This window comes from Shimia sp. Alg240-R146, assembly GCF_947331465.1.
Lineage (GTDB): Bacteria > Pseudomonadota > Alphaproteobacteria > Rhodobacterales > Rhodobacteraceae > Shimia.
Map to the genome: position 1 here is coordinate 888282 of NZ_CAMZOK010000002.1, position 21348 is coordinate 909629.

At 55.6% G+C, this 21348-nt stretch carries 26 protein-coding genes, 1 tRNA gene and 1 other RNA gene; 13 read left to right on the forward strand and 15 right to left on the reverse strand.

Going from position 1 to position 21348, the window contains the following annotated elements; genetic code table 11:
- The first annotated feature begins 26 nt into the window (after positions 1 to 26).
- Both PG871_RS13555 and PG871_RS13560 read left to right on the forward strand, forming a co-directional pair.
- Positions 27 to 941, forward strand: a complete 915-nt coding sequence (locus PG871_RS13555) for an MBL fold metallo-hydrolase (RefSeq protein ID WP_270730134.1) — start codon at positions 27 to 29, stop codon at positions 939 to 941.
- Between the two features lie 81 nt (positions 942 to 1022).
- Positions 1023 to 1097 (forward strand) — tRNA-Asn (locus PG871_RS13560).
- Between the two features lie 444 nt (positions 1098 to 1541).
- Here PG871_RS13560 and PG871_RS13565 read toward each other — a convergent pair.
- A complete protein-coding gene (locus PG871_RS13565) occupies positions 1542 to 2552 on the reverse strand; it encodes a peptidoglycan-binding domain-containing protein (RefSeq protein WP_270730136.1) in 1011 nt (336 codons plus the stop codon).
- 971 nt (positions 2553 to 3523) lie between these two features.
- Between PG871_RS13565 and PG871_RS13570 the strand changes: the two genes are divergently transcribed.
- Positions 3524 to 4996 carry a calcium-binding protein gene (locus PG871_RS13570; RefSeq protein ID WP_270730138.1) on the forward strand — a complete coding sequence of 491 codons (1473 nt, stop codon included), beginning with the start codon at positions 3524 to 3526 and terminating at the stop codon, positions 4994 to 4996.
- Positions 4997 to 5188: 192 nt separating this feature from the next.
- Here PG871_RS13570 and PG871_RS13575 read toward each other — a convergent pair whose 3' ends face one another.
- The gene (locus PG871_RS13575; RefSeq protein ID WP_270730139.1) at positions 5189 to 5698 is read right to left on the reverse strand and encodes a hypothetical protein; all 510 of its coding nucleotides are present in this window, start codon (positions 5696 to 5698) and stop codon (positions 5189 to 5191) included.
- Positions 5699 to 5825: 127 nt separating this feature from the next.
- On the opposite strand from PG871_RS13575, the gene PG871_RS13580 reads away from it, so the two are divergent.
- Positions 5826 to 6236 carry a SufE family protein gene (locus tag PG871_RS13580; protein ID WP_270730141.1) on the forward strand — a complete coding sequence of 137 codons (411 nt, stop codon included), beginning with the start codon at positions 5826 to 5828 and terminating at the stop codon, positions 6234 to 6236.
- Between the two features lie 25 nt (positions 6237 to 6261).
- Here PG871_RS13580 and PG871_RS13585 read toward each other — a convergent pair whose 3' ends face one another.
- The 5 genes from PG871_RS13585 to PG871_RS13605 form a co-directional block, all read right to left on the reverse strand.
- Positions 6262 to 6489 carry a ribbon-helix-helix domain-containing protein gene (locus tag PG871_RS13585; protein ID WP_270730143.1) on the reverse strand — a complete coding sequence of 76 codons (228 nt, stop codon included), beginning with the start codon at positions 6487 to 6489 and terminating at the stop codon, positions 6262 to 6264.
- Entirely contained in the window at positions 6486 to 6659 is a 174-nt protein-coding gene (locus PG871_RS13590; RefSeq protein ID WP_270730145.1) for a DUF4169 family protein, read from the reverse strand. The genes PG871_RS13585 and PG871_RS13590 overlap by 4 nt, the downstream gene beginning before the upstream one ends.
- Positions 6660 to 6713: 54 nt before the next feature.
- Positions 6714 to 7322 (reverse strand): sulfite oxidase heme-binding subunit YedZ, encoded by a 609-nt coding sequence (locus PG871_RS13595; RefSeq protein ID WP_270730148.1) that lies wholly within the window; start codon positions 7320 to 7322, stop codon positions 6714 to 6716.
- 122 nt (positions 7323 to 7444) lie between these two features.
- A complete protein-coding gene (gene fumC / locus PG871_RS13600; RefSeq protein ID WP_270730149.1) occupies positions 7445 to 8839 on the reverse strand; it encodes a class II fumarate hydratase in 1395 nt (464 codons plus the stop codon).
- Positions 8840 to 8971: 132 nt separating this feature from the next.
- Positions 8972 to 9442, reverse strand: coding sequence for an SRPBCC family protein (locus PG871_RS13605; RefSeq protein ID WP_270730150.1), 471 nt, complete (start codon positions 9440 to 9442; stop codon positions 8972 to 8974).
- Positions 9443 to 9548: 106 nt separating this feature from the next.
- Between PG871_RS13605 and PG871_RS13610 the strand changes: the two genes are divergently transcribed.
- A complete protein-coding gene (locus PG871_RS13610; RefSeq protein WP_270730152.1) occupies positions 9549 to 10451 on the forward strand; it encodes a LysR family transcriptional regulator in 903 nt (300 codons plus the stop codon).
- 9 nt (positions 10452 to 10460) lie between these two features.
- On the opposite strand, the gene PG871_RS13615 is transcribed toward PG871_RS13610, so the two are convergent.
- The 8 genes from PG871_RS13615 to PG871_RS13650 form a co-directional block, all read right to left on the reverse strand.
- Entirely contained in the window at positions 10461 to 10934 is a 474-nt protein-coding gene (locus PG871_RS13615) for an SspB family protein (protein ID WP_270730154.1), read from the reverse strand.
- A 93-nt stretch (positions 10935 to 11027) separates the two neighbouring features.
- Complete coding sequence (locus PG871_RS13620) at positions 11028 to 11405, reverse strand: chromate transporter (RefSeq protein WP_270730156.1); 378 nt, start codon at positions 11403 to 11405, stop codon at positions 11028 to 11030.
- A 79-nt stretch (positions 11406 to 11484) separates the two neighbouring features.
- A complete protein-coding gene (locus PG871_RS13625) occupies positions 11485 to 11757 on the reverse strand; it encodes a chromate transporter (protein WP_443020493.1) in 273 nt (90 codons plus the stop codon).
- A 105-nt stretch (positions 11758 to 11862) separates the two neighbouring features.
- Positions 11863 to 12288, reverse strand: a complete 426-nt coding sequence (locus PG871_RS13630; RefSeq protein ID WP_270730158.1) for an ester cyclase — start codon at positions 12286 to 12288, stop codon at positions 11863 to 11865.
- A 75-nt stretch (positions 12289 to 12363) separates the two neighbouring features.
- Positions 12364 to 12717, reverse strand: a transfer-messenger RNA (tmRNA) gene (gene ssrA / locus PG871_RS13635).
- Between the two features lie 92 nt (positions 12718 to 12809).
- Positions 12810 to 13451 carry a ferric reductase-like transmembrane domain-containing protein gene (locus PG871_RS13640; RefSeq protein ID WP_270730159.1) on the reverse strand — a complete coding sequence of 214 codons (642 nt, stop codon included), beginning with the start codon at positions 13449 to 13451 and terminating at the stop codon, positions 12810 to 12812.
- Positions 13452 to 13461: 10 nt separating this feature from the next.
- Positions 13462 to 13947, reverse strand: a complete 486-nt coding sequence (locus tag PG871_RS13645) for a twin-arginine translocation pathway signal (RefSeq protein ID WP_270730162.1) — start codon at positions 13945 to 13947, stop codon at positions 13462 to 13464.
- Between the two features lie 121 nt (positions 13948 to 14068).
- Positions 14069 to 14806, reverse strand: coding sequence for a FadR/GntR family transcriptional regulator (locus PG871_RS13650; RefSeq protein ID WP_270730164.1), 738 nt, complete (start codon positions 14804 to 14806; stop codon positions 14069 to 14071).
- Between the two features lie 109 nt (positions 14807 to 14915).
- Here PG871_RS13650 and PG871_RS13655 point away from each other — a divergent pair, with 109 nt between their 5' ends.
- The 8 genes from PG871_RS13655 to PG871_RS13690 all read left to right on the forward strand — a co-directional run bounded on the left by PG871_RS13655 (position 14916) and on the right by PG871_RS13690 (position 21332).
- Complete coding sequence (locus PG871_RS13655) at positions 14916 to 15719, forward strand: DUF2182 domain-containing protein (protein ID WP_270730166.1); 804 nt, start codon at positions 14916 to 14918, stop codon at positions 15717 to 15719.
- Positions 15720 to 15721: 2 nt separating this feature from the next.
- Positions 15722 to 16426, forward strand: a complete 705-nt coding sequence (locus PG871_RS13660; protein WP_270730168.1) for a DUF1326 domain-containing protein — start codon at positions 15722 to 15724, stop codon at positions 16424 to 16426.
- Positions 16426 to 16938 carry a DinB family protein gene (locus tag PG871_RS13665; protein WP_270730170.1) on the forward strand — a complete coding sequence of 171 codons (513 nt, stop codon included), beginning with the start codon at positions 16426 to 16428 and terminating at the stop codon, positions 16936 to 16938. Before PG871_RS13660 ends, PG871_RS13665 begins: the two co-directional genes overlap by 1 nt.
- The gene (locus PG871_RS13670; RefSeq protein WP_270730171.1) at positions 16935 to 18038 is read left to right on the forward strand and encodes a dimethylsulfoniopropionate demethylase; all 1104 of its coding nucleotides are present in this window, start codon (positions 16935 to 16937) and stop codon (positions 18036 to 18038) included. The genes PG871_RS13665 and PG871_RS13670 overlap by 4 nt, the downstream gene beginning before the upstream one ends.
- Before the next feature lie 87 nt (positions 18039 to 18125).
- Entirely contained in the window at positions 18126 to 19118 is a 993-nt protein-coding gene (acuI, locus tag PG871_RS13675; RefSeq protein WP_270730173.1) for an acrylyl-CoA reductase (NADPH), read from the forward strand.
- A gap of 18 nt (positions 19119 to 19136) precedes the next feature.
- The gene (locus PG871_RS13680) at positions 19137 to 19517 is read left to right on the forward strand and encodes a contact-dependent growth inhibition system immunity protein (protein ID WP_270730175.1); all 381 of its coding nucleotides are present in this window, start codon (positions 19137 to 19139) and stop codon (positions 19515 to 19517) included.
- A gap of 96 nt (positions 19518 to 19613) precedes the next feature.
- Positions 19614 to 20030, forward strand: a complete 417-nt coding sequence (locus PG871_RS13685) for an HIT family protein (RefSeq protein ID WP_270730177.1) — start codon at positions 19614 to 19616, stop codon at positions 20028 to 20030.
- 81 nt (positions 20031 to 20111) lie between these two features.
- Positions 20112 to 21332, forward strand: a complete 1221-nt coding sequence (locus PG871_RS13690) for an aminotransferase class V-fold PLP-dependent enzyme (protein WP_270730179.1) — start codon at positions 20112 to 20114, stop codon at positions 21330 to 21332.
- Positions 21333 to 21348 lie beyond the last annotated feature (16 nt).

The window sequence follows — 21348 nt, forward strand, 5'->3', positions numbered from 1 at the left end:
CGTGACTCATTGGGGAAGGAAAGACCATGGACGACGAAATTCTCGCATTTGACCCGCCAGTGGGCGTCGCAGAGGTTTTAGAGCCGGGATTGCGCCGCGTTTTGGCTCCCAATCCATCACCGATGACCTTTCGAGGAACCAACACATATCTGCTTGGCGAGCGTGGGCTGTGCGTAATAGATCCGGGTCCGGACAGCGATGCGCATCTTGAGGCTATTTTGGCGTCCGTGGGGCCAGAGCAGTCCATTACCCACGTGGTTGTGACCCATGCGCACGTGGATCATTCCCCATTGGCTGCGCGTTTGGCCCGCAAAGTCGGAGCCAAGGTTTGGGCTTTTGGTGGACCCGAAGCAGGGCGTAGCGCGGTAATGGACAGTTTAGCCGGGCAGGGGCTGGCCGGCGGTGGTGAAGGCGTCGATGTAGCGTTTTCACCGGATATTGTTGTGGCAGAGGGTGACGAAATCACCGGAGACACCTGGACGCTCGAGGTTATTCATACTCCGGGCCATTTTGGAAACCACATCGCCCTTGCGTGGGGGGATGTGTGCTTTGTGGGCGATCATGTGATGGGATGGGCCAGTTCGCTGGTGTCGCCGCCAGACGGTGATCTTAGCGACTTCATGCAAAGTTGTGCCAAGCTGCAAGCACGGTCCTGGCGGGTATTTCATGCCGGACATGGTGCGCCAATTGATATGCCCCATGCGCGACTGGATTGGCTGGTGTCGCATCGCTTGGGGCGGGAGGCAGAGATTCTGGCTGCGCTGAGCGATGGACCTGCTACAGCTTCAGCCTTGGCGGCCCGGATATACACGGATACACCTGCGGCATTGTTGCCAGCAGCCACGCGCAATGTGTTCGCGCACCTTGTTGATTTGGTTGGTAAAAACATCATATCTCCGGTTGGGGATCTGGGCGAAAAGGCGGTTTTCGAACGTCGGTAAAAGTTTTTTTGTGCAAATGGCAAAAACTTGGTCAAAGCCTCTGGACCTCTCAGAATTCCATCGCTATATCACCCCTCACATTCCGGCGTAGCTCAGCGGTAGAGCAGTTGACTGTTAATCAATTGGTCGTAGGTTCGATCCCTACCGCCGGAGCCAATCACCCTCTAAGTGATTGGAAGTAATCGAGAAAGCGCTCCAGCTTGGGGCGCTTTTCGCGTTTATGGCCCATTTATTTCGCATCCGCTGACCCAAACCGCATGAGCGAGGCGGAGCATTCAAAAGATCAAAACCGTGTCTGCATCTAGCGCGTAGACTATCCTCGTCTTGCTGGCAGCGACGCATAACCCCATCGGGAAAACAAATTTGCGTGTCTTTAACCGTCTGTCCTTGAACGTAAAATTACCAAGCAAAGCCCCCAGCAATTTTGGGCCCCTCAATGAACGCCTTTGATGCACAATCAAGACGCGCATTGGTGGACAGGGCGGATCCCAGTCCAGACCTCGAAACCCAGGGTTTTACGACATCTAGAAGACTAAGTGTTCAATTCTTGGGGCGTGCCAGAATAGTTCGGCTACCCGTCCTTGGATTTCTTATCATGTCTTAGTCGAGTTTAATGAAGTCCATTTTGCCGCGCCCCCTAGTTCGACGGCAAACCTCATAGCCTTCCCGCGACCCCTCATCATTGGTGTTTCCTTCGATGGTCTGGAAAGTCGAGCCGTCGTAATTGAACGCAAACCCTGTGTGGGTCCAGTCCGTTGACGTGCGGCGGACAAGAAAAATGCAGCACTCTCCGAGATGGGCATTGGTAAAGAGACTGGCATCTTTCTTAATGCTGTTTTCGGATACAAAGCGTGATTTTTCCTTGGCTTGGTTTGCCAGAACATCACAGGAAAACGATCCGGTGATTGGCGTTTTTGTTCCTGAAACCTGCGCGGCCTGCTTGAGTACGAAGGTCACAAAACCAGCACACCAGGGCCAGGGGTTACCCTCATTGCCATTCATGTAAGCGCGCACCCATGGCCCCCGGTTCTGACCGCCGATTTCTACGGGGTGCTCGCGCAGATGTTGGCGGGCGACAGTGAACACGGTTTCGGACAGAGTCTGTCCGGCACCCGTTGAAGGGGTGGAAAAGGCACGCAACATAGGTGCTGTGAGTTGGGCCCACGTTGCCTCGTCAACCACTCCGGTTTGGTTTAAGCTTTTTGAGGCTTGAAAATCTTTGAGCGCCCGTTCCGTGGCAGCACCAAAGTCGTCATCTACTGCGGTGCGGAAGTCGTTGAAAGTCAACCATTCCTGCACCCTGCGCGCTTTTATCCCTCGTGCGCCGTCTTTTACAGTGCCAGGAAACGCCAGCTCGGCCTTCACTTTGCTGTTGTAGTCAAGTTGAGTGCCCGTGGACGTTTGGGGCGAGGTTACAGTGGCGTCAGACTCCGGCCCGTCGCTGCGATAGGCGGAATAGGCTGCTTTGGTTATGGCTCCCGGTGTGCCGCGGAACGAGCCGTCGTAAAACCCCAGTTTTTGTAATCCGCGTTGGATGAGTACGCCGTCTTTTGTGTCGACATCTTCGAGATCGAGGGGAGAAATTCCCATGTCAGCCTCCAAAAAAATCAAAAAAATAAAAGATATTTGTTTGTCGGGCTTGTCGCCAAGACCGACAATGAATGCAGAAATCTACCACAAACCTGCTTCTTAATGCAACTTTGACGGCAGTCTGAGCGATTTGAAACACCGGTCGGCTTGCGCGGTTGGTGGGTTCAGGAGTGGTCTAAGAGAGTGTGTGTTTCTGCCTCACAGATACCTGATCAAAGTTAGAATGGGTTCAAACCGCGTGCCTTTACAGCTGACCGGCGGGTCAGGTTGGACAGCGAAACCGAATGGCTTGACCGTCAGTCAGTTTTTCAGTCGCCGTGTCGCAGGCCGTGGACGCCTGCCGGCGGCTGACATTTTGACTTTGTAAAGTTCTGCGACGGAATTTCTTGTCTTTTTCTTTCCGCATATCGCGCGAATTGCAACGCGGGTCCTATCTCATTTCGCGCGATCTGGTTTGAGAGATTAGGGACATGTCTGAGACTTCTTCCAACACGTTTGCCGATGGGCCTCTGGGTGCCATTATTTGAAAACGGCTTTGGCGATCTGTTTTGTCATGAGCATGAACGGCCAGCCGTCCGCCGCGGAGTTTTTGTATTGGGCTTCGACATGTCGGGGCCGTGGTTGGGAGTCGAAGACTTGTAAAATTGTGCATCCTTCAGCGTCTATCTCAGACCACGGCTGCGAAAAGCCCGCAATTTCAGCAAAATTCCGACAGATAAATCCCCCACAGATCGCCTTAGGCGCTTCGTCGTTGTTGGAAGAAGGCGCGCGGTTCTCTTTTCTCTTTCCTGAGCTGTTTCTTTCGCAAACTGAACCGCACTAACGACTGGTCTGAGTTTTGGAGGTCATCTCCATTGGAGCCTCTATCCTTTTGGACATAGGCCTAATCTTTAGAGCCCAATCTCTATACATAATCCGACAGCTTGGAGATCTCAAAAAATTCTAAGGTACGTGGAACGTCGTAACCTGTTACCTTCAAAAAGGTTTATTCAATGCCAAAACGGTTTTTTGGGACCTCTGCATCCGACACAATTAGTGGCCACAACGGTAAGGATTTTATCCTAGCAAAAGCGGAGAGTGATGAAGTCACCGCAGGCAACAGCGCAGATGTCGTTTTCGGTCAAAGCGGTGATGACACTATCCATGGCGGCGCGGGTGGTGACCGGTTGAGAGGCGGCGTTGGGGCCGATTTGTTGCTTGGCGATAGCGGTGCAGACACGATCTTTGGTGGACCGGGAGATGACGTGATCTTTGGCGGAGATACAAACGGTGCCGGTGAAGCCGGTGGGGGTATCAACGACAAATTGTGGGGTGGATCGGGCAACGATCAGATGTCGGGCCAAGGAGGCAACGACTTACTTTATGGTGGAGGCGGAGACGACTCTATGTCCGGCGGCGAGGGTTTAGATCGCCTTTTTGGCGCTTCCGGAGAAGATGAACTGTCCGGTGGAAGCGGGTCGGATGCCTTATATGGCGGTATCGGCAACGATGATCTGTCAGGAATGGCAGGCAATGATAGCTTGTTTGGTTCGGTGGGTGACGACAATTTATCGGGAAGCGGAGGCAACGACCGTCTTTTTGGGGGAGCCGGCGACGATACAATTGACGGTGGAGGCGGGTCAGATCGCGTATGGGGAGGTACAGGAGACGACACTGTAAGAGGCGGGTCAGGAGATGACGTACTTGGCGGTGCTTCTGGCAACGATACTCTTTATGGCGAAAGCGGGACAGATACGCTCTACGGCCGAGACGATGATGACTACTTGTACGGCGGAACCGGTAACGATTTTCTCCATGGAGGGAGGGATAACGACCTGCTTTCCGGCGATGGTGGCGCGGATTACCTTTCAGGAGGCGACGGTCATGATACGCTGATTGGGGGAACCGGTAACGACGAGTTAGCAGGGCAACAAGGCGACGACACATTAGATGGTGGGGATGGTCTAGACGCACTGAATGGTGGGGGCGGGGCTGACACGCTACATGGAGGTAGTGGCGGAGATACCCTTGATGGCGGTGCTGGCACGGATTTCCTTTTCGGGGATGCCGGTGCGGACAGCATGAATGGCTCTTTTGGCAACGATGTGCTGGATGGCGGTTCCGGGAGCGATATCATGGACGGAGGAACCGGAAATGATAGCCTACATGGAGGCAGTGGCTTTAATGAGCTCACCGGTGGGACGGGTGCGGATACATTTGTCTTTAGATCCGATACTGGGTTCTTTTCCGATACTATTACGGACTTCAGAACATATGGCTCCAGCCATGATGTGTTAGATTTGACCGAATTCGACGTATTGGCGACTTTTACCGATGTGGCGGACTGGATAGCGAACGGCGTAACGCAGCAAGAAAACGGCGATCTATATATTCGGTTGTCAAATTCCCAAAGCATTCTTATCGAAGATCACTTGGGGCTTGGTGAAAGCTTCATAGATCAAATTGTAGATTGCATATTGTTTTGAGGTTTGCGTCTGGTTGTGCCCGCCGTCGTAGTTGTTGGAGCCAGTTTGAACTTGTCGGGTTTTTACGCCGCACCAAGTCTCTCCTTATTATACCGCTGATGTGAAGCGTCATTGGGGCACACTAGGAGACGCACTTTTGGTGTTTGCGGAATCGAAGCAAAGCGCGGTGGTAGGTTTTTTGTTTAAAATACCTCAGCGCCGGGTTTCGCGTGCGTTTGTGGCTGCAACGACGCGAATGGTTCGCACACCTTCGAGCTGGGCAGGTGTCAGAATATGCGCCACCGAGATTTCGCGGGATTGCTCCGACCCACCGGTATAGCCGCCTTGAGGATGTATCGCCAAAAGCTTGTACGTCAGAACGCCACGCTCAGGTTCACCGCCATTTTGCGGGTCGAGCTTGACCGTGTGGGCGCCATGAATGTTTGAAACACCGATCACTTCTATCATTGCGCCTTCCGGAACACGGTGAACTTGAACCGATTTCACTTGTGCCACAATGGTGCCGCCATAAACCGGCTCAGGCCGTTTGCCCAAGATCGGGTTGCCACCTTTTGAATTCGGCACCAACGGATTGACTTCGGTTTCGTCGACTTCAACCTGCACCTCGCTGTCGTTGCCAAACCAGTTAAATGGGTTGAGCCGGGATTGGCACGCAGTCAGCGTGAGCGTGGACATCAAGAGAACAGCAAGGGCAATGCGCATCGGAGGGGCCTCATTCTTTGTTTCAATGGGTTACCTGATCACGGGGCAGTTGAAAAGTATGTTTGGCAAGGCTGGACCTTTTGGTGTGCGGCGCTTAACTCAGTATCGTCAAAAGGAGACCGCGGACATGGCCACTGAAGCCTTTGAAGAGATTGTCGAGGATTTTGAGTTCCTTGAGGATTGGGAAGATCGCTATCGCTATGTGATCGACCAGGGCAAGTCGATGGAACCTTTGGATGAGGCATTTAGAGTGCCCGCTACGAAAGTGGATGGTTGTGCCAGTCAGGTGTGGTTGCACCCCAAGATTGAAGCGGGTGTGTTTTCTTTTGAAGGTGCTAGCGACGCGATGATTGTGAGCGGGCTGATTGCTGTGTTGCGCAAGCTCTATAATGGTGTGCCTGTGGCCGAAGTGACAAAGGTCGACGCGCGCGCCGAGATGACCCGGTTGGGCCTGAACGAGCATCTGAGTTCGCAACGCTCTAACGGTTTGCGGGCCATGATTGAGCGGATTCGGCTCGTCGCATCCGAGGCGAGTTAGACACGACTGTCGTGTGTGGGCGGCTTCAGGATGGTGCGGATTTGGACCGGTAATGGTTCAGAACATAGAGACGGATCGCGGTTGCGAGGCCTGCCTTGAGGTCGCGTTCGGCATCAATCTCGGCTGCTAGCGCGTTGATAGGGATGTCTTTTTCTTCCGCAATCTCTCGAAAAGCGCGCCAGAAATCATCTTCGAGTGACACACTGGTTCTGTGACCGCGCAGGGTCAGGGAGCGCTTGACCGGTCGGGTCATTCTGTTTCCTTACCGTCTAAATCCCGCGTCGATTTTTCCTGCAGGGCTGTCTCAAGGTCTTTTTGCGCTTTGGTGCGCCCGAATTTGACAGCGTTCTCATCCGCATGCGTTTTGCGGGCGGCTTTGGCCTTGGTTTTACGGAACTGATTTAGGTTGGTAACGTTGCTCATGGATCTGACCCTAAACCGGGAGCGCGCGGGCGCCAAGGCCCGCGCGTTGATCCATTAAGCCGGAGTCGAAATGCGACGTTTGCGGCGACGGTTGAAGTTATCCCACAGCCGAAAGATCGTCAGGGCGGCCAGCGGTGTGAAGTGTACGATGGCGGCGGCGGGTTCTTCCCAATTGTGCAACGCGACCCAATGCAAAAAAGTCAGAATCGCAGCGGGATAAGTCCAGCGTTGCAGAGATTTCCAGTTCGGCCCCATACGCCGCACAAAGTAGTCGCTGGAGGTGACGGCCAGTGGGATAAAGATCGCAAAAGCCACCCAGCCAGTCCAGATCCAGAGTTTGGGCAGGTCTGCGATGATGCGATCAAGCGTGGCAAGATCAACGACATAAAGCACGGTATGTAGCGCAGCGTATGCAAAAGCCGCCACCCCGAAGTAGCGTCGGTTTTTCTTGAGCCAGATCGGACCCCGCCAGCCTTTGAACAACATGGTAAGCGGGGTCGCCAGCATCGCAATGATCAAAAATCGCGCGGCAAACTCTCCGCTCGGATGCAGGAGAATATGGGCGATCCGGGGATCCGGTGAAGTCACAAGCTGGTTGGTCATCATGGCTGCGGGCAGGGCGAGGATGACCCAAAGATAGTAGGGAGAAATGAAGCGTTGCACGGTGATCTCCTTTGCGCGTGAGAGTAAAACGCAGCAGGGGCCGGTTTCCGTCGCAGTTATTGACAAAAAAGGCCTCCGGAAAAACCGGAGGCCATCTATTGAGTTCGGTAAGTCGCCAAACTTTAGTCTTTGGGGCCGATCATCTGCTCTGGTCGCACAACCGCGTCAAAGGTGGCTTCGTCGACAAAGCCCAGCGCGATGGCTTCTTCTTTGAGCGTGGTGCCGTTCTTGTGGGCCGTTTTGGCGACCTTGGTGGCGTTGTCGTAGCCGATTGTTGGCGCCAATGCAGTCACAAGCATCAGGCTTTCTTTCATCAGCTTGTCGATACGCGGCTCGTTGGCTTGGATGCCGTTGAGCATGCGCGTGGTGAAGCTGTCAGCGACGTCACCCAAAAGTTGCATGGATTGCAACAGGTTATAGGACATCATCGGGTTATAGACGTTCAGCTCGAAGTGACCTTGCGAGCCGGCAAATGTCATGGCCGCGTTGTTGCCCATCACGTGGGCGGCGACCTGCGTCATGGCTTCGGCCTGTGTCGGGTTCACTTTGCCCGGCATGATTGAGGAGCCAGGTTCGTTTTCTGGAAGGATCAATTCGCCAAGGCCCGAACGTGGACCGGAGCCCAAGAATCGGATGTCGTTGGCGATTTTGTACATCGAGCCGGCCACGGTGGCCAAAGCGCCGGACATAAAGACCATCGCGTCGTGTGCGGCGAGGGCCTCGAATTTGTTGGGCGCAGTCACAAAGGGCAGGCCGGTGATTTCTGCCATATGGGCCGCAACAGCTTCGCCCCAACCGTTTTGGGTGTTCAGGCCCGTGCCAACCGCGGTGCCGCCTTGAGCCAGTTCATAGATGCCGGGCAGGGCCGCGTTGATGCGGGCGATGCCTTGGCGGATCTGGTGAGCGTAGCCGCCGAATTCCTGACCCAATGTCAGTGGTGTCGCGTCTTGGGTGTGTGTGCGACCGATTTTGATGATGTCTTTGAACTCATTGGATTTGGCCTCAAGACCTTCGGCCAATTTAGTCAAGCCAGGCAGCAGCGTGTCGCGCACCATCATTGCTGCGCCGATGTGCATGGCTGTTGGGAAGGTGTCGTTGGACGACTGCCCCATGTTGCAATGGTCGTTAGGGTGCACGGGATCTTTGGACCCAATCACGCCACCGAGGATCTCGATTGCGCGGTTGGCGATGACCTCGTTGGAGTTCATGTTGGATTGCGTACCAGAACCGGTCTGCCAAACGACCAGCGGGAAATTGTCGTCAAATTTACCGGCGACAACTTCGGATGCGGCCTGAATGACAGCGTCCGCAATGGTCGCATCCATGCTGCCAGTGGCCTTGTTCTGCATTGCGCAGGCTTGTTTGATCACGCCCAGCGCGCGCACGATGGCGACGGGTTGCTTTTCCCAGCCAATCGGGAAGTTCATGATCGAGCGCTGCGTCTGCGCGCCCCAATACTTGTCGGATGGAACCTCAAGCGGGCCAAAGCTGTCGGTTTCGGTGCGGGTATCTGCCATCATGACCTCCGGTGTTACGTTCACCGGCTTTCTAGCGGAAGCAGACAGAATATCAATACTGTATACCGTGGGATACCGCTAACAAGTTGCGTATTGCGGGCCGCGAATGGACGCAGCCACGCAATTTGCCGGTTACGCGGCGCGTGCGACCACTTCGCCTCGTTCGATATAGGCCTTGTTGGCGTCAATGAGAGACCCAAGAAGTTTACGGAACTGCGGCTTCATCATAGGCACCATCAACCGGCCAAGTAGACCATATTTGGGAACAAACTCCATTTTGAAATGGAGCTCGGTCATGTTTGGACCGGTCTGACGCATGTCGATGGTGGCAAAGTTTTCCTTGAGCGGAAATGTTCCGTCAAAAATTTCGACCTTCATGCGGCGGTTGGGTTGGTATTCGACGATGCGTTCCTGAATGAAATTTTTGCCGTCCGTCATCGTGCACTGGCGCTCTGCGCCCAGACCGGTGTTTTGGCTGCCATCCAGCAGGAATGAGCGGCTGAGGTTGGGATTGAACTTTTCGATGTGGGCATAGTCATCCCAAGCGGTCCAGACGTCTTGGACGGGCGCGTTGATGGTGGTGTGAACTGTGACTTCGGGCATGTTTGTGTCTCCTCCTGTTGTGATGAACAATTAAGTGGCTATATTTTGATCCGGAACCGCTGAAATCGTGACGCAGTGGTCCGTTTTTGTTACATGGAGGGATTTCGTGGACTGGTCAGCAATGCCATATTTCCTAGCGATTGCACGCAATGGCAGCCTCCGGGCGGCGGCTTCGTCACTTGGCGCAACCCATGCGACGGTCGATCGCCATGTCAAAACGCTTGAGGAAAGCTACGGAGTGCGTTTGTTTGATCGCACCCGTGGCGGAATGTCATTGACGCCAGCTGGTGAAAGTCTGCTACCGCTCGCCGAAGCTGCTGAAGATGCAATGAATGGGGCGAAAGCTCGGGTACTGGGCCTGGATCAGGAAGCCGTTGGGATCGTGAAGGTTTCGGTGCCACCGATCTTGGCATTTGATTTTTTACCAGAGATTTTTGGTGCGTTTTCAGAGGCCTATCCCGACATTACGTTGGATATCACGGTCACGAACAGGTTTGAGGATCTCAATCGGTTGGAGGCGGATGTGTCGATACGCGTGGCCTATGACGTGACTGATGATGTAGTCGGCAGAAAACTGGCGCAGACCGCGATCGGGATCTATTGCAGTCGCGCGTATTTGGCGGACAAAGTCCCGCTCGCTGGACCTGACGGGCAGGGGCTTGATTGGGTGGCGTGGACGGATACGGATGATGTGCAGCGCTGGAGCGTCCGCACCCCGTATAGCAAAGCCAATGCACGGCATGTGGCGCGCGAGGTCGTGATGCAAAAGGAGATGATCCGAGCCGGGATGGGATTTGGCTATTTGCCAGCGTCATCTGTCTATGGTGATCAAGATTTTGTGCAAATGCCCGGGACGACGATAGAGTTGAACCGGTGGATTTGGATTTTGATGCATGGAGAGTTGCGCAAAACCATGCGGGTGCGACGGTTTGTGGACTTTATGGCCCAAGAAATTCGCGCGCGACGCCAACGGATTTGCGGCGAGGACAGCGGCATTGGTCGCTCTTAAAGCGGCCTGCTATTTGCGGAAACTGTCCAAAGAGACCACTTCGGCATCTTTGCGTGGTTCTTCTGGCACTTCTTCAATTTCGATTTCTTCGTCCGACTCGTCCTGCAGCTCGTGATCCTCATCCTCATCGTCCTGCGTTTCAAAGCGCAGGCCAAACTCGACCGAGGGGTCGACAAATGTTTTGATGGAATCATACGGGATATACAGCGGTTCCGGATTGTCCCCGAAATTCAGCGTGATGGCGAAACCTTCGTCGGTGACGCGCAAGTTGTCGTACCAATGCTGCATCACAACAGTCATTTCACCGGGATATCTGTCCGACAGCCAGGGAGCGATGTCCACGTCCGGATGTTGTGTATCAAAGGTGATAAAGAAGTGATGTTCGCCCGGTAGGCCATCGGATTGCACATCGGTGAGCACATCCTGAATAAGCGACCGCATGGCGCGGTGCATGAGGTTTCCATAGTCGATGGTGCGGGACATGGCTCTTCTCTTTGAGTGACGTTGGTTCAGCATAGTAGATTCGGCGCGAAACAAAAGACGACTGCGCGAATTTTAGCGTCTGGGGTTGTGACCTTACAGCGCCCCCCCGATGAGACTGGCGGTTAAGGCGGCTACTGCGCAAAGGCCGAGAGTGGGCAGAAGGAAGACGCGCAGCCTGAGCATCAAACCTGTGGCACGCACCGTCAGGCCTGCGGCTGTCACATCAACGGAGGTTAGGTCGGGCAGCAAACCAACGGGAGTTGGGACCGTTTCCGCAAAGACCAAATTGATGATGAACCAGATGCCGAGGTTGGCGATGACACCGACAACAGCCGCGGAAATATAGGTCAGGGCGGCGTTGAGCCTTGGGACCGCGAGAATTCGGTCGACATGCGGTGCTCCGGCGAAAACCCATAAAAAACAGGGGATAAACGTGCACCAAAGCGCTTTAAAGCCGGCTGCGAGCCCCAATCCGAGCCCGCTGTACCAGCGAGGGTCGCGACAAACTGTGTGACCACCGCGGCTCTGACGCCCAGAAACGCAGCACTAATCAGCGGCGTGTCTCCGAACGACGCATAAATGGCAACCAAGGCAAAATCACCGCAGCGCCCGGCAGGACAAACAGCAACCCCGCTATCAGACGGCCAATCGTTCCGCGCAGCTTCCAGCCACAGAAAGTGGCCAGTTGCATCGCCTCCGGTCCGAGCATCAACATGCAAAACGACAGCGCGCCGAGGAAGTCCCTTTCCTTGAGCCAGCCTTTGTCTTCAACAAGGCTTTGGTGCATCAGGCTGATCTGCGCGACAGGGCCGCCAAACGACAACAGCCCAATGCGCCCAAAGGTGCGGAAAAGCTCGGAGAGGGGTGTCTAAAGTACCATGTGTCTTTGCTAGCGGTGCTACCCAAAGAGGCAAGTCATACCTCTGCGTTATGCGATCTTTTGACCTGACAAGCAGAATTCCAGCGATTGCTCAGGCAACAGACCAAGTTGCGTGAAGAAGGACATGGTATCGAGCCCATTGTAGGCTTCGACGATCATATCGTCCTTAAACCGCGCAAAAAGTTGTCCTGTCACCATCACAGGCTGGCTTGTCGTGGGACTGATTGCCCGCATTGAAATCAATGCAGCCGCCCAATCGCCGTCTTCCAAGACTTTGTCGACGCTTACTTCCAAGTTTTCGACAAGGGCCAGACACATCGGAACAAGCGCACGGAAGTCCTTTGAATCAACCGTGAATTCGGGCAGCAGGCCCTCAGCCTCGGTGTCAGGTGCGAGATATTCGTCAATGGCTGTCAGATCGCACTCGACCCAAACCCGTTGATACCAGTTGGTGAGAATAGATTTTTTGTTCATTGGCTTTTTACCCTAAGCCCCCAAGTCACGAAGTAACCTAAATTGGTTATCGAAAGGTTACCGTTTGTGTGGGTAAGTGCAGGCTTCTGTTGCCAGGTGCCTGCGAACCCCGCCTTAGGTCGCTAAACCCAAGGAGTTAAGTTTCGGCGACATTTACAGCTTACGCTGCAACTGCCATTGCCGGAGCACGATTGTCATTTGCAATTGTACAAGTTTCGCCGATAACGGTGGCAGACAGCCGAAACAAAGCTAACTTCTTTAGACGTCCGTCGATCCTATTTCGTCCCCATGATCCCCAAATGAAGGATGTTTGGTGGAGACGCCGGGTACCGCCCCCGGGTCCGATCCGTTTATTACAAGCGCGTTTATGTCCATAGTCCCCGAAGGAACACCAGATAGATATGCGCGCAGTGCGCGAGTCGCAAGGGGGACGTTTGGTGCCTGTCAAACAGTCGTCTGTATTGCATCGGAATTGCGGCGGTATCGCGGGAGTGCGTTTAACGTGCACCCAATCAGCGTATTCAGCCCCTTGAAGGCGCCTTTTTCCGTCGGATGCGGATGTCGTACAAAACCCAAGTGGTCAGCAACACAACCGCGAGACAGGTGAGCCACTTTGAAAGCGGTCCCATCGTGCCCTCTATGAGCAATGCATGAACAACGGTTGTCATCACAATCAAGAAAGCCAGAGTGTTATGCAGGATCGCCCAAGGTAGGTAGCGCAGTGGCAATTTGCGACGCAGTGCGACCAGCAGCCCGGTCAGGATGACGCCCCAGAGTGCCAACACGCCATAGAGTGAGAAAGGCGTCGGGGACACTAGAAACAATGCATCAAGCGTGTCTGGCGGGCTGGTGACAAATAGGCCGGCGACATGCACGACAACGGCTACAATTATCAGGCTACCGGTGGCGCGGTGCCAAAGGCGCGCTGTGCGCAGGGGTACGTTTGGCAGGAGAAGACCTGCGAAGAGTGGCTGCAAGATGAGCAGCAACAACGCCAAGATGCCCGCGAAACCGGCTGCGATATAGGCGGGATTTCGATAGGCGAGATAGGGGCTGAAGCTGGCAACGATCAGCGGGGTCGCCAAGGCGAAAATAAGCCCGCTCCAAATCACAATGGAACTGGTGTTTGAGCGGCGTGTCCGCTTTGTTTCCGTCTGCGCCATGGAAGGCAGGTTACGCCGGTGTCAGGACAAAGTCGACGTTCAGGGAGGTGTCTTTGGCGCTTGGCATCACAGGGCGCAAAAACACGGTTTTGAAGTGGGGGTCATCATAAGCGAGATGCGCATGTGGCTGGCCGAAATTGGGAACGATCTGGTGCATTTCCAAATGATAGGATCCGTCCGCCTGCGTCAGCACCGAGCCGTGATTGCGCGGTTCGCGCTCGCCGCCGATGGTTGTGGCGGCCCAAATCTGAATGCGCGCGTTACCGATGGGCTGGCCTTTGCCGGCAAGGCGAACTTTGCCACTGATGTGGAAACCCTCGCCAAGCGCGTCGCGAAACGGCGCATTGGGTTGGTAGTTGTTGGCACCGCCCCGCATGGTTTTGGTTGGCTTGAAGGTTTGCGCGGTCACCGGGGAGGCCAATCCCGAGGAAATCGCCAAGGTTGTCAGCCCGGCAGAGCGCAAGAAAGAGCGGCGGTTATAAAAAGGTGCGTGCATCATATGCTCCTTTGAAGGGTTATCCCATCATGCCACAGCATATCGGGTACCGAGATGCACATATGCGTGAGCGCGAGACGTGAGCGGCGACGAGGTCGCCGCGCCTGAGCGGGCATAGCGTTTAGGACTTGGCGCGGTTGGCGCGGGCTTCCATGGCTTGTCGTCCGAGCGTGAGGGTGTAGTCCGACAATTGAGAGAGAACGATGTCGGCCTTCGCGCCGTCTTGGGCGTCAAGCGCGTCGGCGATTTGGGTATGGAGGGCGATGATCTGGTCGCGGTTGCGCTGGGTGAACGTGATCATGTTCATCAGAGGCTGCATGGCCTCGACCGCACCGGCGAGTTGGTAGGACAGAACCGGATTGCCTGCACCATCCACAAGAGCGCGGTGGAAGGCGACGTCTGAATCACAGAATCGTTCGTCAGACAGGCCCGGCTGACCCTGACGGTGAATTTCGGCGCGCATTGTGGCGAGGTTGTCGGGCGTTCGGCGTTCGGCAGAAAGCGGGGCGCAAGCACGTTCAAGGGCGAAGCGGGCCTCGCAGGCGGTTTCAAAATCGACCGCGTTCATCGACAGCAACAGGGTCGAGGTGGTGACGTGTTGGGCTTGTGCCTCGTCATAGCTGAGCCTGCGCACAAACGCGCCGCCAGTGGCGCCGCGTTGGGTGCGGATCAGGTTTTGCGCCGCAAGACGTTTTAAGGCCTCGCGCACAGTGGAGCGCGACACATCGAATTGGTCGCAAAGCTCGGTTTCGGACGGCAGGCGTTCATCAACGATCATCTCGCCGCCAATGATGGCATCGCGGATAGCCTTGGCGATTTGGGCGGAGAGGTCGGCGGAACTTTGAGGGTCAATTTTCATATGTCAGACATTTAATGTTTGCGGCACATTCAATTGTCTGACATTAAATTTGTTAAAGGTCGAGTCGGCACTTGGGAAAGAAGTCGGCGCCACGTTTCTGGGAGGGGATATGACACGCACCGATTTCCTAACTGCGCGCAGCGTTTTGTGGCTGACGTTCTTTGCGGCCATTTTGGCGGCATGGTGGGTCATGTTCGATATGGCGCGTTCTATGGATCTGGATCTGATTGGCCGACCGGGTGAGATGGGCGCACGCATGGCGGCTATGGACCCGCGGATGCCGATGTACATGCCGATGGCCAATTTTGGACCGCTGTTTGCCATGTGGGCCATCATGATGGCTGCAATGATGTTGCCGACGATGGTGCCAACATTGACCAACTATCAGCGGTTGATGGTCAGCGCAGATGGCACTTGGGCAGGCTGGGCCGGGGTGTTGCTTGGCTATTTCGTGGTTTGGGTTGGTTTTGCCGCTGCTATCGCAGGCGTTCAATTGGCGCTGTTGTTTGGCGGCGTCATCGACATGCTGGGAATCGCCAAAAGCCCTTGGGTTGCTGGAGCCTTGATGATCGCCGTGGGCGCGTTTCAGTTCACGCGGGCAAAAGAAGTCTGTCATGGCGTCTGCCACAGCCCGATGAGCTATTTCCTGGGCCACTGGAAAACCGGCTTTGGCGGCGGGGTGCGGATGGGGCTTGGATTGGGCGCGTTTTGTGTCGGCTGTTGTTGGGGTTTTATGGCGCTTGGCTTTGTCGGCGGTGTGATGAATTTGTTGTGGATGGGTCTAGCGACGCTGTTCATGGTTTTGGAGAAACTGCCACAGATTGGCCATCGGGTGACGAAGCCGATGGGCGTGGTTTTGATCATTGGCGGAGGCGTGATCTGCGCCTTTCCCAACTTGTTTTATGGAGGATAATCATGGCTGTAGAGCGTAAAGCGGAAGCAGATAAGCTGCCGGTGTCGCAACGGATCGACAACCGGATGACCCATCCAAAGCGGCGTAAAATGACGCCGACGGAATGGGCCATCAAAGGCGAGTTGATCCTGAACTGTTCCTGTACGGTGTTTTGTCCCTGCGTGGTTTCCTTGGGTCAGCACCCGCCAACCGAGGGCGACTGTAAGGCATGGATGGCCATCGCGATTGATGAAGGTCACTACGAAGGCGAAGACCTGTCGGGGCTGAACGTGGGTCTGATGGTCTATATTCCGGGCAAGATGGCCGAGGGCGATTGGCGCGTTGCGGCCTATGTGGATGATCGTGCCAGCGGCAAAGCCTATCAGGGATTGCTTGAAATTTTCTCGGGCAAAGCAGGCGGCACGACCGGGTTGTTCACCATGTTGGTCAGCGACATTTTCAGTGCCGAGCGCGAAAAGGTCGAGATCGTGCGCGATGGCAAAAAGCGCGGGCTTTATGTGGGGCGCAAAATCCAAGGTGAAGTCGAGATGTTGGAGGGTTCGAGCCCTGACCATCCGGTGATGATTTCCAACTCCAAATACTGGATGGGGCCGGACATCATTGCGGCTGTGGGCACCAAGTCCAAAGTGCGTGATTTCGGCCGCGTTTGGGACTTTGGCGGCAAATCCGCTGAGATCTGTCCGATCGACTGGAAGGGACCCAAGTGATGTCGATTTCGCCGCAATATTGTCTGACGATGGCGCGTTACAATGCGTGGCAGAACGGGCAGCTGCGGGCGGCGTGTGAAAAGCTGACCGAGGCGGATTTGCGGGCCGATCGTGGCGCGTTTTTCGGCTCGGTCATGGCGACGCTCAATCACATTTTGTGGGGCGATGCCCTGTGGATGAGCCGGTTTGACGGAGGCGATGGGCCTGCGGTTTCGGCGAAAGACCACGCGGAGATTTGCGCGACATTTGCGATCTGGGCGCAGGAGCGCCAGAGGATGGATCAGAGAATTTTGCATTGGGCTGAGGGTGTTACACCCGAAAGCTTAAGTGGTGATTTGCACTGGCATGCGCAGATGATGAACGCGGACATGAGCAAACCTATGAGCCTGTGTGTGATGGGTTTGTTCAACCATCAAACCCATCACCGCGGGCAGATCCATGCACTACTAACAGGCTTCGGGCGAGACCCCGGGGCCACCGACCTTGTTTTGATGCCGGAGGGCACATCGTGACACTGATTTCTTTATCGCGGCGTCTGCGTCGCACTGCGTTCTCCGATGGCGTGGAGGCGGCGGGCGTCAAAGCCTATACAGTTTACAACCACATGCTTTTGCCAACCGTATTTCGGTCGGTCGAAGAAGACTATCGCCACTTGAAATCGGCGGTTCAGGTCTGGGATGTGGCGGTGGAGCGCCAAGTCGAAGTGCGGGGACCGGATGCGGGGCGTCTGATGCAGATGCTGACGCCTCGGGATTTGCGTGGCATGCTGCCGGGGCAGTGTTATTACGTGCCGATTGTAGATGAGACCGGCGGTATGCTGAACGATCCGGTGGCGGTCAAACTGGCCGAGGATCGGTGGTGGATTTCTATCGCCGACAGCGATTTGCTGTTTTGGGTCAAGGGTATCGCCTATGGCTATCGCCTTGATGTGCTGGTTGATGAACCTGACGTGAGCCCGCTGGCCGTACAAGGGCCGAAGGCAGAAGAATTGATGGCGCGCGTGTTTGGCGAAAAAGTACGCGACGTGCGGTTTTTCCGGTTCGGCTGGTTTGATTTTCAGGGGCGCAGCCTCGTGGTCGCGCGGTCGGGATATTCCAAACAGGGCGGATATGAGATTTATGTCGAGGGCAGCGACATTGGCATGCCGCTTTGGAACGCCCTTATGGAAGCGGGCAAAGATCTGGATGTGCATGCGGGCTGTCCGAACTTAATTGAACGGATTGAGGGCGGGTTGTTGAGCTATGGCAATGACATGACCGACGACAACACGCCGCACGAATGCGGACTTGGGCGGTTCTGTAACACCAACACGGCAATTGGTTGTGTCGGTCGGGATGCCTTGTTGCGGGTGGCGCAGGAAGGTCCCGTGCGCCAAATTCGACCGGTTGAAATTCACGGGGCGCCGGTGCCGCCGTGCGGCCAACTGTGGCCGGTGATGGATGGGGACCAGCATGTGGGCAATATCAGCAGCAGCGCATGGTCACCGGATTTCAACACCAACGTGTCGATCGGCATGATCCGGATGACCCATTGGAACACCAGCACCGAAGTTGATGTGGTGACACCGGACGGGGTGCGTCCGGCGACGGTTTACGAAGCCTTTTGGCAATAACGCGCGTGTCGGGGGCATGGACCTGTGGCGCAGCAAAAATTCAAGATGATGCCGGAGGCGGGACCGCTGGCGCAAAGGAGAGATGAAATGTTCAAAGCACTGATGATGGAACAGAACGACGAAGGTCTGGCGAGCGCCGTGATCAAGGAGATCGACGAAAGCACGCTGCCGGATGGTGATGTGACCGTTGCGGTCGAATATTCGACAGTGAACTACAAAGACGGGCTGTGCCTGTCGCCCAAAGGGGGCGGCTTGGTGCGCAACTATCCCCATGTTCCGGGAATCGATTTTGCCGGCACAGTAGAAGCGTCAAATGACGACCGCTACAAACCGGGCGACAAAGTTGTGCTGACCGGGTGGCGCGTGGGGGAAATGCACTGGGGCGGCTATGCGCAGAAGGCGCGGGTCAAAGCCGACTGGCTGGTGCCGCTGCCTGCTGGCCTGACACCTGCGCAAGCGATGGCGGTGGGCACCGCGGGCTTTACGTCTATGTTGTCAGTCATGGCTCTGGAAGATCATGGCCTGACGCCGGACAAGGGACCGGTTCTGGTGACTGGCGCGGCAGGTGGCGTTGGATCTGTGGCGGTCGCAATTTTGGCCAACCGTGGCTACGAGGTTGCCGGTGTGACCGGACGGCCGGAAAGTGGTGAGTATCTGAAATCATTGGGCGCGACACAGATCGTGGCCCGTGAAGAGCTCAACGAGACGGTGAAACGTCCGCTTGAGGCCGAGACTTGGGCCGGTTGTGTGGACGCCGTTGGCGGCGCGATGTTGGCACGTGTGCTGGGTCAGGTGAAATACGGCGGCTCGGTCGCAGCCGTTGGTCTGGCCGGTGGCGCTGGTTTGCCTGCGACAGTTATTCCGTTCCTGCTGCGCGGTGTGAACCTGTTGGGGATCGACAGTGTGATGCAGCCTTATGACAACCGTCTGCGTGCCTGGGAGCGGGTCGCCAAAGACCTGCCGATGGACAAGCTGGAAGCGATGGTAAAACCCGCAACGCTGACCGATCTGCCGCAACTTGGCGCAGACATTCTGCAAGGTCAGGTGCAGGGGCGCGTTGTGGTTGACGTCAACGCCTGAGAGCGTCAGCTTTCGGCTATGACACTGGAAGACATAGAAAAAGAAGTGTGGCCCGAACCGACGTTTGGGTCACATCTCGTTATGCGGTGTCATGCGTTGAGAAAGGTTACGCTCGACCAATTTGGCACCGAAGATTTGCGGATCATGATTGGCCAGGGGTTTAGTTTGGCCACGCTGATGCCACTGGCGTTGAAGACACTAAATGGCGATCCCTTGGCTGAGGGTGACTTCTTTCCTGGCGATCTTTTGGAGGCGGTTGTTTCGCAAAGTGACTGGCTTGCCGAGAATGAAGATGCGTCTGTCGAAGTTGCAATGATTGCACGTTTGGCATCGGACTTGGCGGTCGAACGATGTGAAGAACTTCCCAAGCGCGTTAAATATTTTCTAGCCGAATTGTGAGGTGGAAAATTTTCGGGATCCGAAAGTCTCATCTGAGATTTTCATCCTCAGAAGGCGGTGCTAGGGTCGCTTTAATTCTAGCGATCCGAGGGCGTTATGAGCTACGACAACGACAATATTTTTGCAAAAATCCTGCGTGGGGAAATCCCTTGCGAGAAGCTTTTTGAAGATGACGACACCTTTGTTTTCATGGACATCATGCCGCGCGCGGATGGGCATTGTCTGGTGATCCCTAAGACACCTTGTCGCAATATGCTGGACGCCAGCCCTGAGCAGCTGACTGCTTGTTTGCTGACGGTGCAGAAGATGGGTCATGCGGTGATGGCCGCTTTTGACGCCGAGGGCGTGACGGTGCAGCAGTTTAACGAAACAGCCGGTGGCCAAGAAGTGTTTCATTTGCACTATCACGTGCTACCGCGACATGCGGATCTAAAACTGCGTCCTCCCGGAACCATGGCGGATTTTGGTGTGCTGAAGGAGCAAGCCGACAAAATTCGCGCCGCGTTGGCGTGATCGTACCTTTCTGCGTCGGGACCGGTCTTGACCCTCGCTGAAAGCGACGGTTTGCTGCGTCCTAACAGAAAGAGGTGAGCGATGCTGGATATTGATTTTGTGCGGGCGCAGTTCCCGGCGTTTGCCGAGGACTCTCTGCAGGGTCAGTCGTTTTTTGAGAATGCCGGTGGCAGCTATACCTGCGCGCCGGTGATCGACCGGCTGACGCGGTTTTATCGGGAGCGCAAAGTTCAGCCTTACGCACCTTACCGTGCCAGCGAGTTGGCTGGCGCGGAAATGGACGAGGCGCGTCTGCGACTGGCGGGCTTTTTGGGAGTCGATACACAAGAAGTGTCTTTTGGTCCGTCGACCACGCAGAACACCTATGTTTTGGCGCAAGCGTTCCGCCAGTGGATGGATCCGGGTGACGCGATCATTGTGACCAATCAGGATCACGAGGCCAATTCCGGCCCATGGCGCCGTTTGGCCGACGAAGGCATTGAAGTGCGCGAGTGGCAGATTGATCCCGACACCGGTCATTTGGACCCTGAGAAACTCAACGAGTTGCTGGATGATCGTGTGCGATTGGTGTGTTTTCCACATTGTTCCAACGTTGTCGGCGAGATCAATCCGGTGGCCAAGATCACCGCATTGTCCCATGCGGCGGGCGCGTTTGTGTGCGTGGACGGGGTCAGCTATGCGCCGCATGGCTTGCCGGACGTGGGTGCGCTGGGTGCGGATATCTATTTGTTTTCAAGTTACAAAACATACGGGCCGCACCAAGGCATCATGGTCATGCGTGAAAGCCTTGCGCGTCTGTTGCCAAACCAAGGGCATTATTTTAACGCCGACAACCTGTACAAACGGTTCACGCCAGCTGGACCAGATCACGCACAGGTCGCGGCCTGTGCCGGCATGGTCGACTATTTCGAGGCATTGGCGGCGCATCACGGGGTGATTGGTGCCACGCCAACCGCCACAGGAGTGGCTGTTCACGATCTGATGCGGGCGCGCGAAGTCAAATTGCTTCAGCCATTGTTGGATTATGTATCCTCGCGCAATTCCGTGCGGCTGATCGGCCCAGCGCAGGCCGAGAACCGCGCGCCGACAGTGGCGTTGGCGGCGAACACTCCGGGTTTCGCTTTGGCAACACAGCTGGCGGATCAGGGGATCATGGCGGGTGGTGGTGATTTCTATGCGGTGCGGGGCTTGAGCGCTTGTGGTGTGGATATGGATAAGGGTGTGCTGCGCTTGAGTTTTGTCCACTACACCACGGAAGCCGAGATTGAGAAGCTCATAGAAAGTCTGGATGCGGTTTTGTGATCTGCTGCTAAGGTCT

Excerpts from the sequence above, each read along its gene's own strand:
- PG871_RS13555 (WP_270730134.1), top strand. The coding sequence starts at position 27 with ATGGACGACGAAATTCTCGCATTTGACCCGCCAGTGGGCGTCGCAGAG.
- PG871_RS13570 (WP_270730138.1), top strand. The coding sequence starts at position 3,524 with ATGCCAAAACGGTTTTTTGGGACCTCTGCATCCGACACAATTAGTGGC.
- PG871_RS13575 (WP_270730139.1), bottom strand. The coding sequence starts at position 5,698 with ATGCGCATTGCCCTTGCTGTTCTCTTGATGTCCACGCTCACGCTGACT.
- PG871_RS13580 (WP_270730141.1), top strand. The coding sequence starts at position 5,826 with ATGGCCACTGAAGCCTTTGAAGAGATTGTCGAGGATTTTGAGTTCCTT.
- PG871_RS13585 (WP_270730143.1), bottom strand. The coding sequence starts at position 6,489 with ATGACCCGACCGGTCAAGCGCTCCCTGACCCTGCGCGGTCACAGAACC.
- PG871_RS13590 (WP_270730145.1), bottom strand. The coding sequence starts at position 6,659 with ATGAGCAACGTTACCAACCTAAATCAGTTCCGTAAAACCAAGGCCAAA.
- fumC (WP_270730149.1), bottom strand. The coding sequence starts at position 8,839 with ATGGCAGATACCCGCACCGAAACCGACAGCTTTGGCCCGCTTGAGGTT.
- PG871_RS13605 (WP_270730150.1), bottom strand. The coding sequence starts at position 9,442 with ATGCCCGAAGTCACAGTTCACACCACCATCAACGCGCCCGTCCAAGAC.
- PG871_RS13615 (WP_270730154.1), bottom strand. The coding sequence starts at position 10,934 with ATGTCCCGCACCATCGACTATGGAAACCTCATGCACCGCGCCATGCGG.
- PG871_RS13630 (WP_270730158.1), bottom strand. The coding sequence starts at position 12,288 with ATGAACAAAAAATCTATTCTCACCAACTGGTATCAACGGGTTTGGGTC.
- PG871_RS13640 (WP_270730159.1), bottom strand. The coding sequence starts at position 13,451 with ATGGCGCAGACGGAAACAAAGCGGACACGCCGCTCAAACACCAGTTCC.
- PG871_RS13645 (WP_270730162.1), bottom strand. The coding sequence starts at position 13,947 with ATGCACGCACCTTTTTATAACCGCCGCTCTTTCTTGCGCTCTGCCGGG.
- PG871_RS13650 (WP_270730164.1), bottom strand. The coding sequence starts at position 14,806 with ATGAAAATTGACCCTCAAAGTTCCGCCGACCTCTCCGCCCAAATCGCC.
- PG871_RS13655 (WP_270730166.1), top strand. The coding sequence starts at position 14,916 with ATGACACGCACCGATTTCCTAACTGCGCGCAGCGTTTTGTGGCTGACG.
- PG871_RS13660 (WP_270730168.1), top strand. The coding sequence starts at position 15,722 with ATGGCTGTAGAGCGTAAAGCGGAAGCAGATAAGCTGCCGGTGTCGCAA.
- PG871_RS13665 (WP_270730170.1), top strand. The coding sequence starts at position 16,426 with ATGTCGATTTCGCCGCAATATTGTCTGACGATGGCGCGTTACAATGCG.
- acuI (WP_270730173.1), top strand. The coding sequence starts at position 18,126 with ATGTTCAAAGCACTGATGATGGAACAGAACGACGAAGGTCTGGCGAGC.
- PG871_RS13680 (WP_270730175.1), top strand. The coding sequence starts at position 19,137 with ATGACACTGGAAGACATAGAAAAAGAAGTGTGGCCCGAACCGACGTTT.
- PG871_RS13685 (WP_270730177.1), top strand. The coding sequence starts at position 19,614 with ATGAGCTACGACAACGACAATATTTTTGCAAAAATCCTGCGTGGGGAA.
- PG871_RS13690 (WP_270730179.1), top strand. The coding sequence starts at position 20,112 with ATGCTGGATATTGATTTTGTGCGGGCGCAGTTCCCGGCGTTTGCCGAG.